General features: G+C 69.7%; 17 protein-coding genes and 1 pseudogene. 3 read left to right on the forward strand and 15 right to left on the reverse strand.

The window, feature by feature from the left end:
• Nucleotides 1–24: 24 nt before the first annotated feature.
• From ACIPPM_RS16710 to ACIPPM_RS16725, 4 genes are all read right to left on the reverse strand, one after another.
• The gene (locus ACIPPM_RS16710; protein WP_401448114.1) at nt 25–396 is read right to left on the reverse strand and encodes a holo-ACP synthase; all 372 of its coding nucleotides are present in this window, start codon (nt 394–396) and stop codon (nt 25–27) included.
• A 23-nt stretch (nt 397–419) separates the two neighbouring features.
• Nucleotides 420–2267, reverse strand: coding sequence for a glutamine--fructose-6-phosphate transaminase (isomerizing) (gene glmS, locus ACIPPM_RS16715; RefSeq protein WP_401448116.1), 1848 nt, complete (start codon nt 2265–2267; stop codon nt 420–422).
• Between the two features lie 162 nt (nt 2268–2429).
• The gene (locus ACIPPM_RS16720) at nt 2430–3641 is read right to left on the reverse strand and encodes an acyltransferase family protein (protein ID WP_401448118.1); all 1212 of its coding nucleotides are present in this window, start codon (nt 3639–3641) and stop codon (nt 2430–2432) included.
• Between the two features lie 162 nt (nt 3642–3803).
• Nucleotides 3804–4586 carry a hypothetical protein gene (locus tag ACIPPM_RS16725; RefSeq protein WP_401448120.1) on the reverse strand — a complete coding sequence of 261 codons (783 nt, stop codon included), beginning with the start codon at nt 4584–4586 and terminating at the stop codon, nt 3804–3806.
• Between the two features lie 211 nt (nt 4587–4797).
• Between ACIPPM_RS16725 and coaA the strand changes: the two genes are divergently transcribed.
• Together coaA and ACIPPM_RS16735 are read left to right on the forward strand one after the other, a co-directional pair.
• Complete coding sequence (coaA, locus tag ACIPPM_RS16730) at nt 4798–5787, forward strand: type I pantothenate kinase (RefSeq protein ID WP_401448122.1); 990 nt, start codon at nt 4798–4800, stop codon at nt 5785–5787.
• A 21-nt stretch (nt 5788–5808) separates the two neighbouring features.
• On the forward strand, nt 5809–6765 hold the full coding sequence (locus ACIPPM_RS16735; RefSeq protein WP_401448124.1) for a DUF389 domain-containing protein: 957 nt from the start codon (nt 5809–5811) through the stop codon (nt 6763–6765).
• On the opposite strand, the gene glmM is transcribed toward ACIPPM_RS16735, so the two are convergent.
• The 3 genes from glmM to rplM form a co-directional block, all read right to left on the reverse strand.
• Nucleotides 6762–8120, reverse strand: coding sequence for a phosphoglucosamine mutase (gene glmM, locus ACIPPM_RS16740; RefSeq protein WP_401448126.1), 1359 nt, complete (start codon nt 8118–8120; stop codon nt 6762–6764). The genes ACIPPM_RS16735 and glmM overlap by 4 nt on opposite strands.
• 179 nt (nt 8121–8299) lie before the next feature.
• The gene (rpsI, locus tag ACIPPM_RS16745) at nt 8300–8821 is read right to left on the reverse strand and encodes a 30S ribosomal protein S9 (protein ID WP_388996844.1); all 522 of its coding nucleotides are present in this window, start codon (nt 8819–8821) and stop codon (nt 8300–8302) included.
• A gap of 42 nt (nt 8822–8863) precedes the next feature.
• Nucleotides 8864–9307, reverse strand: a complete 444-nt coding sequence (rplM, locus tag ACIPPM_RS16750; RefSeq protein WP_030811719.1) for a 50S ribosomal protein L13 — start codon at nt 9305–9307, stop codon at nt 8864–8866.
• A 330-nt stretch (nt 9308–9637) separates the two neighbouring features.
• On the opposite strand from rplM, the gene ACIPPM_RS16755 reads away from it, so the two are divergent.
• Entirely contained in the window at nt 9638–10516 is an 879-nt protein-coding gene (locus ACIPPM_RS16755) for a hypothetical protein (RefSeq protein ID WP_401448129.1), read from the forward strand.
• Nucleotides 10517–10558: 42 nt separating this feature from the next.
• Here the strand turns inward: ACIPPM_RS16755 and truA are convergent, their stop codons facing one another.
• The 8 genes and pseudogenes from truA to ACIPPM_RS16795 form a co-directional block, all read right to left on the reverse strand.
• Entirely contained in the window at nt 10559–11413 is an 855-nt protein-coding gene (gene truA, locus ACIPPM_RS16760) for a tRNA pseudouridine(38-40) synthase TruA (protein ID WP_401448132.1), read from the reverse strand.
• Between the two features lie 77 nt (nt 11414–11490).
• A complete protein-coding gene (gene rplQ / locus ACIPPM_RS16765) occupies nt 11491–12000 on the reverse strand; it encodes a 50S ribosomal protein L17 (protein WP_401448135.1) in 510 nt (169 codons plus the stop codon).
• A gap of 181 nt (nt 12001–12181) precedes the next feature.
• Entirely contained in the window at nt 12182–13204 is a 1023-nt protein-coding gene (locus tag ACIPPM_RS16770; protein WP_161182732.1) for a DNA-directed RNA polymerase subunit alpha, read from the reverse strand.
• 124 nt (nt 13205–13328) lie between these two features.
• Complete coding sequence (gene rpsK / locus ACIPPM_RS16775; RefSeq protein WP_003956432.1) at nt 13329–13733, reverse strand: 30S ribosomal protein S11; 405 nt, start codon at nt 13731–13733, stop codon at nt 13329–13331.
• A 65-nt stretch (nt 13734–13798) separates the two neighbouring features.
• Nucleotides 13799–14179 (reverse strand): 30S ribosomal protein S13, encoded by a 381-nt coding sequence (gene rpsM / locus ACIPPM_RS16780; RefSeq protein ID WP_388996860.1) that lies wholly within the window; start codon nt 14177–14179, stop codon nt 13799–13801.
• 187 nt (nt 14180–14366) lie between these two features.
• Nucleotides 14367–14480 (reverse strand): 50S ribosomal protein L36, encoded by a 114-nt coding sequence (rpmJ, locus tag ACIPPM_RS16785; RefSeq protein WP_003974245.1) that lies wholly within the window; start codon nt 14478–14480, stop codon nt 14367–14369.
• 60 nt (nt 14481–14540) lie between these two features.
• Complete coding sequence (infA, locus tag ACIPPM_RS16790; protein ID WP_003948620.1) at nt 14541–14762, reverse strand: translation initiation factor IF-1; 222 nt, start codon at nt 14760–14762, stop codon at nt 14541–14543.
• Between the two features lie 152 nt (nt 14763–14914).
• Nucleotides 14915–15073 (reverse strand): annotated as a pseudogene (locus ACIPPM_RS16795) (type I methionyl aminopeptidase); the annotation flags it as partial.
• Nucleotides 15074–15355 lie beyond the last annotated feature (282 nt).

Raw genomic sequence — 15355 nt, forward strand, 5'->3', positions numbered from 1 at the left:
CGCGGGCCCCCGCACCCGGATGGTTCACCCCTCGGCGATCACCACGGCGGAGGCGACGCCCGCGTCGTGGCTGAGCGAGACGTGCCAGGACCGCACCCCCAGCTCGGCCGCGCGGGCCGCGACGGTGCCCTCGACCCGCAGCCGGGGCTGCCCGCTGTCCTCGACGTACACCTCGGCGTCGGTCCAGAGCAGCCCGGCGGGCGCGCCCAGCGCCTTGGCGAGGGCCTCCTTGGCCGCGAACCGGGCCGCGAGCGAGGCGATCCCGCGCCGCTCCCCGCCCGGCAGCGTCAGCTCCGCCGCGACGAACAGCCGGGCGGCCAGGTTGGGCGTACGCTCCAGCGCCGCCCGGAACCGGTCGATCTCGGCCACGTCGATCCCGACCCCGATGATGCTCATGCCGGGAGCCTACGGCCGCGCCCCTACTCGACCGTCACCGACTTCGCGAGGTTCCTCGGCTGGTCCACCTCGTTGCCGCGCGCGGTGGCCAGTTCGCAGGCGAACACCTGGAGCGGCACGGCGGAGACCATCGGCTGGAGCAGGGTGGGCGTGGCCGGGATGCGGATGAGGTGGTCGGCGTACGGGACCACCGCCTCGTCGCCCTCCTCGGCGATGACGATGGTGCGGGCGCCGCGGGCGCGGATCTCCTGGATGTTGGAGACGATCTTGTCGTGCAGCACGGACCGGCCGCGTGGGGAGGGCACGATCACGACGACCGGCACGTCCTGCTCGATCAGCGCGATGGGGCCGTGCTTCAGCTCGCCCGCCGCGAAGCCCTCGGCGTGCATGTAGGCGAGTTCCTTGAGCTTGAGGGCGCCCTCCAGGGCGACGGGGTAGCCCACGTGGCGGCCCAGGAAGAGCACCGTGTTCTTCCCGGCGAGGGAGCGGGCCAGCTCCCGGACCGGCTCCATGGTCTCCAGCACCCGGTCGACCGCGCCGGAGATGCGGGAGAGGTCGCGGACGACGTCCCGGATCTCGTCGCCCCACTTGGTGCCGCGCACCTGGCCCAGATAGAGGGCGACGAGGTAGCAGGCGACCAGCTGGGTCAGGAACGCCTTGGTGGAGGCGACGGCGACCTCGGGCCCGGCGTGCGTGTAGAGCACGGCGTCCGACTCGCGCGGGATGGTGGAGCCGTTGGTGTTGCAGATGGCCAGCACCTTGGAGCCCTGCTCGCGGGCGTGCCGGAGCGCCATCAGGGTGTCCATGGTCTCGCCGGACTGGGAGATCGCGATGACCAGGGAGCGGCCGTCCAGGATCGGGTCGCGGTAGCGGAACTCACTGGCCAGCTCGACCTCGCAGGGGATGCGGGTCCAGTGCTCGATGGCGTACTTGGCGATCAGGCCCGCGTGGAAGGCCGTACCGCAGGCGACGATGACGACCTTGTCCACTTCGCGCAGCTCGGCGGCGCCGATCCGCACCTCGTCCAGGGTGAGCGAGCCGGAGGGGTCGATACGGCCGAGCAGGGTGTCCGCGACGGCCTTCGGCTGCTCGGCGATCTCCTTGAGCATGAAGTAGTCGTAGCCGCCCTTCTCGGCGGCCGAGGCGTCCCAGTCGACGTGGTAGGCGCGGGTCTCGGCCGGGCTGCCGTCGAAGCCGGTCACCGTGACGCCCTCCCGGCGCAGCTCGACCACCTGGTCCTGGCCCAGCTCGATCGCCTCACGGGTGTGCGCGATGAACGCGGCGACGTCGGAGGCGAGGAACGCCTCCCCCTCGCCGACGCCGACCACCAGCGGGGAGTTGCGGCGGGCCCCCACCACCACGTCCGGCTCGTCGGCGTGCACCGCGACCAGCGTGAAGGCGCCCTCCAGGCGGCGGCACACCAGCCGCATCGCCTCCGCGAGGTCGGCGCTCGCGGAGAACTCCTCCGCCAGCAGGTGCGCGACCACCTCGGTGTCCGTCTCCGAGGTCAACTCATGGCCTCGCTCGGTGAGTTCGGCGCGCAGCACGGCGAAGTTCTCGATGATGCCGTTGTGCACGACCGCGACCCGGCCCGCGTTGTCCAGGTGCGGGTGGGCGTTGGCGTCCGTCGGGCCGCCATGGGTGGCCCAGCGGGTGTGCCCGATGCCGGTGGTACCGGCCGGGAGCGGGCGTTCGCCCAGCTCCTTCTCCAGGTTGACCAGCTTCCCGGCCCGCTTCGCCGTGGCCAGCCCGCCGTCCGCGAGCATCGCGACACCGGCGGAGTCGTATCCCCGGTACTCCAGCCGCTTCAGCCCGGCCATCACCACATCGAGCGCCGACTGCGCCCCTACGTATCCCACGATTCCGCACATGTGCCGCAGCCTACGGTCCGTCAGCGATCGAAAACGGTCGCCGCGTGCCCGAATTCGGAAATTCCCACGGGGGTACGAAGCCCCGGGCGGACATGAAAGAGCGGGGGCGTACCGCGCGGACAGTCGTCCCGCGACACGCCCCCGCTCTCCGGGGCCCCGGGCTCAGCGCCTGCGCGGCAGCGGGGCCTCCAGGCCGAAGGAGGCGCTGTTGAGCCAGCGCCGCATGTACCGCGCGACCGGGCGCTCGACGAGCCGGTGCACCACGTAGGACAGCAGGATCAGCCCGGCCACCGTGGACAGGACCAGCACCCGGGGGTCCATCCGGTCGCCGAAGTGGTGGACGACGGTCACGCCGATCACGTCGTGCAGCAGGTACAGCGGGAACGTCAGGGTGCCCGCGACGCTCAGCCACCGCCACTGGATGCGACTGGTCCAGCCCAGCGCGATGACGGCGATCAGCGCGAAGAAGCCCGTGATCACCAGGACCAGCCAGCCGCGCCACGGGTGCCAGGTGTGCCAGTCCAGGCGGCCGCCGTGCGGGGCCAGGATGAAGTGCATGGCGAGCAGCCACGACATCAGCACGATGCCCCACAGCAGCGGGGTCGCCCGGAACCGGTACATCAGGTAGAAGGCCATTCCCGCGATGAAGAACGGTGCCGAGGTCGGGTTGACCAGGACCGTCATCAGCGGGAGGTGCGCGGCGGGCGCGAGTACCGCGGCGACCGTCCAGATGCCGCAGAAGACCACCACCCGGGTGTAGGTGAGGCCCATCCACACCACGACGGAGAAGGTCAGGTAGAAGCAGAGTTCGGGCCAGAGCGTCCAGTACACCGAGTCCAGATTGGCCACACCGAGCGGCTTCTGGAGCATCGTGAGGTTCGCGAACACCTCCCGCGGGTTCGGATGGCCCAGCGGGGTGTCGAACGTGTAGATGACGAACGCCGACACCAGCACGCCTATCCAGTACATCGGATACAGCCGGGTGACGCGGGAGATGAAGAACTGCCGGGGAGAGCGGCCCCACGCGCTCATGCAGATGACGAAGCCACTGATGAGGAAGAAGAGGTCGACGCCGAGCCGGCCGTACGCCAGGTAGCCGTGCGAGTCGGGGAAGATCGCCTCGAAGGGGCGCCCCCAGATCTGCCGCATCGTCCCCGGGGTCTGGCCGGTGAAGTGGAAGAGAACCACCGCGACGGCCGCCAGGAACCGCAGCCCGTCCAGCGCGGCCAGCCGCTGCCCCTTGCCCCGGGTGCTCGGCGCGGCCGTCTTCGGCTCCGAGAGCGCCTGTGACTCCGGGACGTGGACGGGGGTGACCTCCTCGACGCGTCGCTCATCGGCCGTGACGGCCACGGCCGTGTCATCCTTCTGGGTCATCCATCCACCGTTTCAGTACCAGTCTCTGCGTTTCCTGCTGTGCAAACTTACGTTCACATGACATCTGAGCGAGAGAAAAGTTGCCCTGCCGTCTCCGAACAACCTCCGACCCCGCTCCACACGGCTCGCACACCTTCACCTTCGGGGCTCAGGACGAGACGGTCAGCCCAGCTTGGTCACCTGGGCGGCGATGACGTCGGCCGGGACCCGGTAGTCCTTGCCCGCGGCCATCGCGGCCATGTTGATGGTGGTGAAGGTGGCCACCGTGGCGCCCTTGCGGACGGCGACGATCTTGACCGGGGCCTGGACACCCTCGTCCGCGGCCATGGTCAGGTTCACCGCGACACCCTCGTCCCCGCCCTGCGGGGCGGCGGCGGTGGCGACCTTGAGGAACTTCGTCTTCTCGCCGCCGATGGTGGCCGTGAAGCCGCCCGCGCACTTCCGCGCCGCCGTGGTCAGCCCCTTCAGGGCGTCCTCGGCGGCGCCGCCGTCGTAGGAGCCGAGACCGATCAGCGTCTTGTTCACGTCGAGGGCGGCCATCAGCATGTCCTCGGGCTTGGTGCCGGGCGCGGGCTTCTTCGGCGTACCGAGCCAGGACCGCTTCGCCGTCGACGCGGGCTCGCCCTGCGCCACGGCCGCCTCGGCACGGGCCAGCGGCAGGCACGCCGCGTCGTCGGCGGTGACCTTGTCCGCGGCGAGGTCGTCGCCCGCCGGGACCTTGGTGGTGACCTTGCCGCTCTTCACGTCCGACTGGGCGAGCGCGGCCTTCTCCAGCTCGGCGGCGGTCAGCGCCTTGGCCGCCGGGGCGGCCGCGGCGGGCGAGCCCTCGCCCTTGCCCTCGGCCGCCTTGTCCGCTTCGCCGGAGCCACCGCAGGCGGTGGCGAGCAGGGCCAGCGCGGCGGCGGACGCGGCGAGGACGGTACGGCGGACGGCGGTGGCACTCACGTGAACGCTCTTCTCTGCGGACGGCGGACGACGTCCGCGACACTTTCCCCGCGCTTTACGCACAGTTGCCATGCACATTACGCACAGCCGGGGCACAGGTGATCATCGGGAGGCCAGCCGGTACCGGAACGTGACGGCCATGTGATCTCCACCCCCGCGCGCGTGACGCACCCCACGCCCATCCCCGTTCAAACAGCGTTAACAATGGAATGTGATCTCACCGGTCTCCGAGTTCCCGAGGAGCGCCCACCGGCACAAGCCGGAGGCGACTCCGTACGTCGACCTCACCCGCGCCGAATGGAGCGCGCTGCGCGACAAGACGCCGCAGCCGCTCACCGCCGAGGAGGTGGAGAAGCTGCGCGGCCTCGGCGACGTCATCGACCTCGACGAGGTGCGGGACATCTACCTCCCGCTCTCCCGCCTGCTCAACCTCTACGTCGGCGCCACCGACGGCCTCAGAGGCGCCCTGAACACCTTCCTCGGCGAGAAGGGCTCCCAGTCCGGGACCCCCTTCGTGATAGGCGTCGCGGGCTCCGTCGCCGTCGGCAAGTCCACCGTGGCCCGCCTGCTGCAGGCCCTGCTCTCCCGCTGGCCCGAGCACCCCCGCGTCGAGCTGGTCACCACCGACGGCTTCCTGCTGCCCACCAAGGAGTTGCAGGCTCGCGGCCTGATGTCCCGCAAGGGCTTCCCCGAGTCCTACGACCGCCGCGCGCTGACCCGCTTCGTCGCCGACATCAAGGCGGGCAAGGACGAGGTCACCGCACCGGTCTACTCCCACCTCATCTACGACATCGTCCCCGGCGAGAAGCTCACCGTCCGCCGCCCGGACATCCTCATCGTCGAGGGCCTCAACGTCCTCCAGCCCGCCCTGCCCGGCAGCGACGGCCGCACCCGCGTCGGACTCGCCGACTACTTCGACTTCAGCGTGTACGTCGACGCGAGCGGCGAGGACATCGAGCGCTGGTACCTGGAGCGGTTCAAGAAGCTGCGGCAGACCGCGTTCCAGAACCCGTCCTCGTACTTCCGCAAGTACACCCAGGTCTCCGAGCAGGAGGCGGTGGACTACGCGCGCGGGCTGTGGCGGACCATCAACAAGCCCAACCTGACCGAGAACATCGCCCCCACCCGCGGCCGGGCCACCCTCCAGCTCCGCAAGGGACCCGACCACACCGTGCAGCGGCTGCGCCTGCGCAAGCTGTAGCGGGCGGGGTTGGATGGGCGCATGCTGCACCTGCGCCTGATCGTCCCGTCCGACCGCACGGACGAGGTGGTGCGCCTGATCGAGTCCACGGTCGGCGCCGTCCACCTCGTCGTCCTGCCCGGCGCCGCCCGCGACCCGGCCGGAGACGTGGTGACCTGCGACGTGGCCCGCGAGGCGGGCGACGGCCTGCTCTCCCGGCTCCAGGACCTCGGCATCGACCGCACCGGCTCGATCTCCGCCGACGACGTGGACCTGTCGCTGTCGACGCGCGCCGACCGCGCGGAGGCGGAGGCGCCCGGCGAGGCGGCGGACGCCGTGCTGTGGCAGCACCTGGTCGAGGAGACCCACGAGGAGTCGACCCTGTCGGTGACCTACCTCGCCTTCCTCACCATCGCCACGATGCTCGCGGCCTGCGGTGTGGTGCTGGACAACGCGGTGCTGATCGTGGGCGCGATGGCGGTGGGCCCCGAGTTCGGGCCGCTGGCGGGGATCAGTACCGCGCTGGTGCGCGGGAAGCCCCGGCTGGCGTCCCGCTCGCTGCTGGCGCTGATCGTCGGTTTCGCGGTCGCGATGGCGGTCACGGTCGGCTTCAGCGTGCTGATGGACGCCGCCGGACTGTTCACCGAGGCCGGGCTGGAGGGCGACCGGCCCAACACCGGGTTCGTGTACGCGCCGGACGCCTTCTCGTTCGTCGTGGCGCTGCTCGCGGGCGCGGCCGGGACGCTCTCGCTGACCTCGGCCAAGTCCGGCGCCCTGGTCGGCGTGGCCATCTCGGTCACCACCGTCCCGGCCGCCGCGAACGCCGCCGTGGCCCTCGCCTACGGGGACACCACGCAGACCGTCGGCTCCAGCGAACAACTGCTGCTGAACCTGTTCGGCATCGTGGTGGCGGGGGTGCTCACCCTCCTGGCCCAGAAGGCGTTCTGGGCCAGGAAAGGGAGGAAGAGCGGGCCGGGCGGGAAGCCCGAAACGGCTTAGCCCAGCGCCGACTTGACCGCGTCGGCCAGCCGACCGGCGATCGTGCGGGCCTGGTCGATGTCGGCGGCCTCCACCATGACCCGGACCAGCGGCTCGGTGCCCGAGGGGCGCAGCAACACCCGTCCGGTCGCGCCGAGTTCACGCTCAGCCTCGCCCACGGCGGCCGCGAGGTCGGCCGAGGTGCGCACCCGCGAGCGGTCCACGTCCGGGACGTTGACCAGGACCTGCGGCAGCCGGTCCATCACCGAGGCCAGCTCGCGCAGCGCCCGCCCGGTCTCGGCGACTCGCGCCGCCAGCAGCAGGCCGGTCAGCGTGCCGTCACCGGTGGTGGCGTGGTCCAGGATGATGACGTGCCCGGACTGCTCGCCGCCGAGGGCGTAGCCGTGCTCCTTCATCTCCTCCAGCACGTACCGGTCACCGACGGCCGTCTGCACCAGGCGGATGCCCGCCCGCTCCATGGCGAGCTTGAAGCCCAGGTTGGACATGACGGTGGCCACGACGGTGTCGGCGGACAGTGCGGAACGCTCCCGCATCGCCAGCGCGAGCACGGCGAGGATCTGGTCGCCGTCGACCTCCTCGCCGGTGTGGTCCACGGCCAGGCAGCGGTCGGCGTCACCGTCGTGCGCGATGCCGAGGTCCGCGCCGTGCTCCAGCACGGCGGCCTTCAGCAGGCCCAGGTGGGTCGAACCGCAGCCGTCGTTGATGTTGAGGCCGTCCGGCTCGGCACCGATGGTGACGATGGTCGCCCCGGCCCGCGAGAACGCCTCGGGGGAGACACCGGCGGCAGCGCCGTGCGCCTCGTCCAGGACGATCTTCAGCCCGTCGAGGCGGTTCGGCAGCACCGACAGCAGGTGGGTGACGTAGGTCTCGAAGCCCGCCTCGTAGTCGCGGACCCGGCCGACCCCGGCGCCGGTGGGACGCTCCCAGGGCTCGCCGTGGCGGTGCGCGTCGTAGACGCCCTCGATGCGGGCCTCCAGGTCGTCCGCCAGCTTGTGGCCGCCACGGGCGAAGAACTTGACGCCGTTGTCCGGCATCGCGTTGTGGCTGGCGGAGAGCATCACACCGAGGTCGGCGCCGAGCACGCCGGTCAGGTGGGCGACGGCGGGCGTCGGCAGCACACCGACGCGGAGCACGTCCACGCCCGCGCTGGCCAGGCCCGCGACCACGGCCGCCTCCAGGAACTCCCCGGACGCACGCGGGTCACGGCCCACCACCGCGGTCGGCCGATGGCCCTCGAACGTGCCCGCCTCGGCCAGTACATGAGCCGCCGCGACGGACAGGCCGAGCGCCATCTCGGCCGTCAGGTCCGCGTTGGCGACGCCACGCACGCCGTCGGTACCGAAGAGTCGTCCCACTTGTCCTCCCGAGGAAGCGTCACTGCTGCCAGGAATCATGGCATGCGCCTGAGCGTTCGATCACACAAGCCTTTGAGCGTCTTGTGTCGTTATACGCCCTTGGCGGAGATAAACGAACGCCCCGGCGGCACACAGGGCGTGCCGCCGGGGCGTTCGGAGTACGCGCGAAGCGCCGCTGTTTAGCGCTTGCTGTACTGCGGGGCCTTACGGGCCTTCTTGAGACCGGCCTTCTTGCGCTCGACCGCACGGTCGTCGCGCTTGAGGAAGCCGGCCTTCTTCAGGGCACCGCGGTTGTTGTCGACGTCCGCCTCGTTCAGCGCACGGGCGACACCGAGACGGAGCGCACCGGCCTGACCGGAGACACCGCCACCGGCGATGCGGGCGACGACGTCGTAGCGGTCGTCCAGCTCGAGCACCTTGAAGGGCTCGTTGACTTCCTGCTGGTGCACCTTGTTCGGGAAGTAGTCCTCGAGGGTGCGACCGTTGATCTTCCACTTGCCGGTGCCCGGAACGATCCGGACGCGGGCGATGGCGTTCTTCCGACGGCCCAGGCCGGCGGCCGGCTGCGGCTCGCCGAAGTGGGACGCGAGGGACTCCGAGGTGTACTCGCCCTCGACGGGGAGCTCGGTCTCGGTGGTGTAGCTCTCGATGTCGACGAGCTCGGTCTCTTCGAGCGGCTGCTCGGGGGTGGTCTCGGCCACGATTCTCCTCAGATTCTCTTCAGCGTTAAAGGGTGGCCGGAATTACTGCGCGACCTGGGTGATCTCGAACGGCACCGGCTGCTGGGCAGCGTGCGGGTGCTGGTCACCCTTGTAGACCTTCAGCTTCGAGAGCATCTGACGGCCAAGGGAGTTCTTGGGGAGCATGCCCTTGACGGCCTTCTCGACGGCCTTCTCGGGGTTCTTGTCGAGCAGCTCGTCGTAACGGACCGAGCGCAGACCACCCGGGTAGCCGGAGTGGCGGTAAGCCATCTTCTGGGTCCGCTTGTTGCCGGACAGGTGCACCTTGTCGGCGTTGACGACGATGACGAAGTCACCGGTGTCGACGTGCGGCGCGTAGATCGGCTTGTGCTTGCCCCGGAGAAGGGTCGCGGCGGTGGTGGCGAGACGACCCAGGACGATGTCCTGAGCGTCGATGACGTACCACTGGCGCGTCACATCGCCGGGCTTGGGGCTGTACGTACGCACGGTTCGTAGCCTTCGCTTCGAGTGAATGGTCCTGAACAGGTCACCGAAACGATCACGACAGCCTCGATCGCACTGCGGTGACGCAACCGCGTGCGGATCGCTGGTCATCGGCCCGGTGGACCGGTGTAAGGGCCCGTCCCGTGAGAATGAGCAAGCCAATACACAACGAGGAGCTAGCCTACCGGCCCACCCCGGACGGGTCAAAACGAGCTTGCCGGGGATCGGCCCCCGGCGAGATGTTCCCCCGTGCGCCGAAGGTCCCCCTATCGCCTCCGGGCCCCCTCCCCTCGGGCGTACCCGGACCCTCCGGCCCCCTCTAAGATGCGCCCCATGAGTTACGGGCAGGGGGGTCCCCAGTCTCAGTGGGACCCTTGGACACCTCAATCCCAGCAGCCGTGGAAGAACGGCGACGACGACGGAACCCCGGACTGGGCCGCGCTCGCGGACGCCTCGGAGAACCGCAAGAAGCGCCGCAAGGTGCTGCTCGTCGCGGGCGGCGTGCTCGCCACGGGCGCGATCGGCACCGCCGTCGCCATGGCCGTGGTGAACGCGGGCGGCGACGACCGGGCCGGCGGTCCCTCCAGCCTGCCCGCCACCGCCTCCCTGCCGGGCGGCACCGCGGCCACCGCACCGTCCTTCGCGCCGACCAGCGCTCCGCCCGCGCTGGACCCCAAGGACTTCATAGCCAGCGCCAACAAGGACACCGCTCCGCTGAGCCCGGAGACCCTGTTCCCGGGGACCCAGCTCACCATGGGCGAGACGGTGTACAAGAAGGGCGCCACCAGCGACAGCAAGAACTGCGCGTCCGGCGCGGGCGGCACCCTGGCCAAGGCGCTCGCGGCGGGGAAGTGCACCCGGCTGATGCGGGTCAGCTACGTCAAGGACGGCGTGGCCGTCACGGTCGGTGTCGCGGTCTTCGACAACGACACCGACGCTCAGCGGTTCAAGGACCGGGCGGACAAGAAGAGCATCGTCGCCGCGCTGCCCGGCAAGGGCGTCAAGGCGTTCTGCGACTCCGCGATCTGCCGCTCCACCACCAACACCCTCGGCCGGTACGCCTACTTCACCATCGCCGGGTTCACCGACGGCAAGGACGTGACGACCAAGGACACCAAGGTCTTCGCCGCGGGCAACGACCTGGCCCAGTTCTCCTTCCGCCAGATCCGGCGACGCGGGGAAGCCCAGGCGTCGGCGGCCTCGGGCCAGTAGCCGCCCGCACTCCCCCGCTCCCCCGGCTCCCCCCGGCTCGGCTCAGCAGCACCCCGCCGACGGCAGCGAGCGCCGGTTCCGCGCCTCCTTGTTCCGCGCGGCCAGCAGCTCGTCGGCGGGGTAGCCGACCTCCTCCAGCGTCAGCCCGTGCGGCCGGACCACATGCACCGCGGAGTCCCGCACCCCGGCACCGAGCACCTTCCCCGGCCACTCCGGACCCCGGTGCCCGTCACCGACGAACAGCAGCGCACCGATCAGCGAGCGCACCATGTTGTGGCAGAAGGCGTCCGCGCGCACCGTCGCCGTGATCACCCCGTCCGCCCCGCGCACCAGGCTCAGCTCCTGGAGGGTGCGGATGGTGGTGGCGCCCTCACGCTTCTTGCAGTACGCCGCGAAGTCGTGCTCGCCCAGCAGCACGCGGGCCGCCTCGTTCATCGCGTCCACGTCCAACGGCCAGTCGTGCCACAGGACATGGTTCCGCAGCAGCGGGTCGACGCCGCCGGGGTCGTCGGTGACGCGGTAGGCGTAGCGCCGCCACACGGCGGAGAAACGGGCGTTGAAGCCGGGCGGGGCCTCGGTCAGGGACCAGACCCGTACGTCCTTCGACAGCCGTCCGGCGAGCCGCTTCAGCAGCTTCTCCCGGTGCTCGGCCCACACCGGCTCCGGCAGGTCCACATGGGCGACCTGGCCGCGCGCGTGCACCCCGGCGTCCGTCCGCCCGGCGACCGTCAGCTCGTACGTCTCCTTCGACCGGGTCACCGTGCGCAGGGCGTCCTCGATCTCGCCCTGCACGGTCCGCCGCCCACCGGCCTGCTTGGCCCACCCGTGGAAGTCGCTGCCGTCGTAGGACAGGTCGAGGCGGATACGGACATGGCCGGGCTGTGCTTCGTCACTCACGCGGGAATCCTCTCAAAACAAGAAAGCGGGCCCGCCCCCGTGGGGACGGACCCGCCTCTCAGGCGTCAGGCAGAGCCTCAGGCGTCCTTGTCGCCCTCACCAGCCGCTTCCGCGGCGGGCTCGGCCGGAGCCTCGGTGGCCTCGGTCTGCTCGACCTTGGCCTCGTCGGACTCCTTGACCGCACGCTTGGTGGCGGCCTCGGCCTCACCGGTGGCCTGCTGCGCGACGGTCAGCGCCTCGACCAGCTCGATGACAGCCATGGGCGCGTTGTCGCCACGACGGTTACCGATCTTGGTGATGCGGGTGTAACCACCGGGGCGGTTCTCGTAGCGCGGGCCGATCTCGGTGAAGAGCGTGTGGACGATGCCCTTGTCCGTGATCACCTGGAGCACCTGACGGCGGTTGTGAAGGTCGCCCTTCTTCGCCTTGGTGACCAGACGCTCGGCGTACGGGCGCAGACGGCGCGCCTTCGCCTCGGTGGTGGTGATACGGCCGTGCTCGAAGAGGCTCTTCGCGAGGTTCGCGAGGAGGAGCTTCTCGTGCGCGGCGCTGCCGCCCAGACGGGCACCCTTGGCGGGCTTCGGCATGGTGTTTCTCCTAAGTGTCTGCCCCGGCCGTGTCAGGTACCGAAGTCAGTATCCGAGCAGACGGTTGTCTGTCGGAGATCCGGGAGCAGCCCCGAAGGGGCGCTCCCGGAGGGGGCGCGGGGAACTGCGCGATCAGGCACAGCGCTCCCGCACCCGAGTACGGACCGGAAGGCCCGAGCTCTTAATACTGCTCGGTCTCCACGAAACCGGCGTCCGCGTCGTCGTCGGCGCCGAAGGCGTCCGCGGCGGCGGTCGGGTCGAACCCGGGAGGCGAGTCCTTGAGCGCGAGGCCCATGCCCGCGAGCTTGGCCTTGACCTCGTCGATCGACTTCGCACCGAAGTTGCGGATGTCGAGCAGGTCCGCCTCGGAACGGGCGACGAGCTCACCCACGGAGTGGATGCCCTCGCGCTTGAGGCAGTTGTACGACCGAACGGTGAGCTCCAGCTCCTCGATCGGCAGCGCCAGGTCGGCGGCCAGCGCGGCGTCCGTCGGGGACGGACCCATGTCGATGCCCTCGGCGTCGATGTTCAGCTCGCGCGCGAGACCGAACAGCTCGACCAGCGTCTTACCGGCGGAGGCCATGGCGTCACGCGGACGCATCGCCTGCTTGGTCTCGACGTCGACGATCAGCTTGTCGAAGTCGGTGCGCTGCTCGACACGCGTGGCCTCGACCTTGTACGTGACCTTGAGAACCGGCGAGTAGATGGAGTCGACCGGGATACGGCCGATCTCCTGGCCCACCTGCTTGTTCTGCACGGCGGAGACGTAGCCGCGACCGCGCTCGACGGTCAGCTCCATCTCCAGCTTGCCCTTGCCGTTGAGCGTGGCGAGGACCAGGTCGGGGTTGTGCACCTCGACACCGGCCGGGGGCGCGATGTCGGCGGCGGTGACCAGACCCGGACCCTGCTTGCGCAGGTACATCACGACCGGCTCGTCGTGCTCCGAGGAGACGACCAGCTGCTTGATGTTGAGGATCATGTCCGTGACGTCTTCCTTGACGCCCGGCACGGTGGTGAACTCGTGCAGGACGCCGTCGACGCGGATGCTGGTGACAGCAGCGCCGGGGATCGACGACAGGAGGGTACGGCGGAGGGAGTTGCCGAGGGTGTAGCCGAAGCCCGGCTCCAGCGGCTCGATCACGAACCGGGAGCGGAACTCGTCGACGACCTCTTCGGTCAACGAAGGACGCTGAGCGATCAGCATGGTGTGAATCCTTCAGTCAGGGGCGCCCGCTATTTGACGCCCGAGCAGTACTGCAAGGGTACGGGCGGCACGGCCCGAAAGAGCCGTACCGCCCGGACCCGCGAAACCAGCGGAGCGCTGTGCGTCAGACGCGGCGGCGCTTCGGCGGGCGGCAGCCGTTGTGCGGGGTCGGGGTGACGTCCTGGATGGAGCCGACCTCGAGGCCCGTGGCCTGGAGCGAACGGATCGCGGTCTCGCGACCGGAGCCCGGACCCTTAACGAACACGTCGACCTTGCGCATGCCGTGCTCCTGGGCGCGACGGGCAGCCGACTCGGCGGCCATCTGCGCGGCGAACGGCGTGGACTTCCGGGAACCCTTGAAGCCGACGTGGCCGGCGGAGGCCCAGGAGATCACGTTGCCGGACGGGTCCGTGATCGAGACGATCGTGTTGTTGAACGTGCTCTTGATGTGCGCGTGGCCGTGAGCGACGTTCTTCTTTTCCTTGCGGCGCACCTTCTTGGCAGCGCCCTGACGACCCTTGGGGGGCATCTATTTACTCCTACGGGAGGTGGTCGGTCCTTCAGCGAAGACCGTGGACAGTCGTCCGCTTCGGACTACTTCTTGCCCGGCTTCTTCTTGCCGGCGATGGCGCGACGCGGGCCCTTGCGGGTACGAGCGTTGGTGCTGGTGCGCTGACCGCGGACGGGCAGACCGCGACGGTGACGGAGACCCTGGTAGCAACCGATCTCGACCTTGCGGCGGATGTCGGCCTGGATCTCGCGACGGAGGTCACCCTCGGTCTTGATGTTGCTGTCGACGAACTCGCGGATCGCGACCAGCTGCTCTTCGGTCAGGTCACGAACGCGGGTGTTCGGGTCGACGCCGGTCGCAGCCAGCGTCTCCTGAGACAGGGTCCGGCCAATGCCGAACACGTAGGTGAGGGCGACCTCCACGCGCTTTTCGCGCGGGATGTCAACACCGGAAACGCGTGCCATTCAATGGCTCCTGGTGATTTTCGGAGGTCTTCCGCAGAACCGGTCCCCGGCCGCCGTACGAGGTACGAACCGGGTCCTCGGCCTCCGACCGAGGGTGTCGAGCTGGTTGGCTCGGGCTCTGCGTATGAACAAATTCAGCTTGCGTCGCGCGAAACTCTGCGATGGATGCAGAGGGTTCGGCCGTGCGTCAGCCCTGGCGCTGCTTGTGGCGCGGGTTGTCGCAGATGACCATGACCCGGCCGTGACGGCGGATCACCCTGCACTTGTCGCAGATCTTCTTGACGCTCGGCTTGACCTTCATGGGGTGAGGTTCTCCGGGTCAGTGCCATCACCCCGGCGTTAACCGGGATGCGGGCAAGATCTACTTGTACCGGTAGACGATCCGGCCACGCGTCAGGTCGTACGGAGACAGCTCCACCACGACCCGGTCGTCAGGGAGGATGCGGATGTAGTGCATACGCATCTTGCCGCTGATGTGTGCCAGGACCTGGTGGCCGTTCTGGAGCTCGACCTTGAACATGGCGTTCGGCAGAGACTCGACGACAGTGCCCTCGATCTCGATGGCACCTTGCTTCTTGGCCACGCTTCGCCCTTCGAATCGACTACCTTGATCGACTCTCACACTTTCCCTTGCGGGTGCATGCGGACATGCGGGTGCACGAGAGCCGACGAGTCAGTCTACGTCAGCGCACCCGGAAACACGAATCGAAGAATTCTGCCCCATACCACTGATCCTTATGCCAGCGGATCGGGGGCGGCCGTGACTCCGTACTCCGCCAGCTTCGCCTTGCCGCCGTCCGGGGCGGTGAGGACCAACGGGCCCTGCTCGGTCAGGGCGACCGAGTGCTCCCAGTGGGAGGACCAGGTGCCGTCCGTGGTGATGACCGTCCAGTCGACCAATTCTCGACGCCCCTCTCGCGGGTTTCGGCGCCGAGGCGCCTCACATGCTTCGAGCGGCTGCGCCGGCCTCCGACCGGCGACCCCGCCCCGGCCGCAGGTCAGGCCAGCGGATCGGGGGCGGCCGTGACTCCGTACTCCGCCAGCTTCGCCTTGCCGCCGTCCGGGGCGGTGAGGACCAGCGGGCCCTGCTCGGTCAGGGCGACCGAGTGCTCCCAGTGGGAGGACCAGGTGCCGTCCGTGGTGATGACCGTCCAGTCGACCAATTCTCGACGCCAC

It is taken from the genome of Streptomyces sp. NPDC090119, assembly GCF_044747085.1.
In the GTDB taxonomy this organism is placed as follows: Bacteria; Actinomycetota; Actinomycetes; order Streptomycetales; family Streptomycetaceae; genus Streptomyces.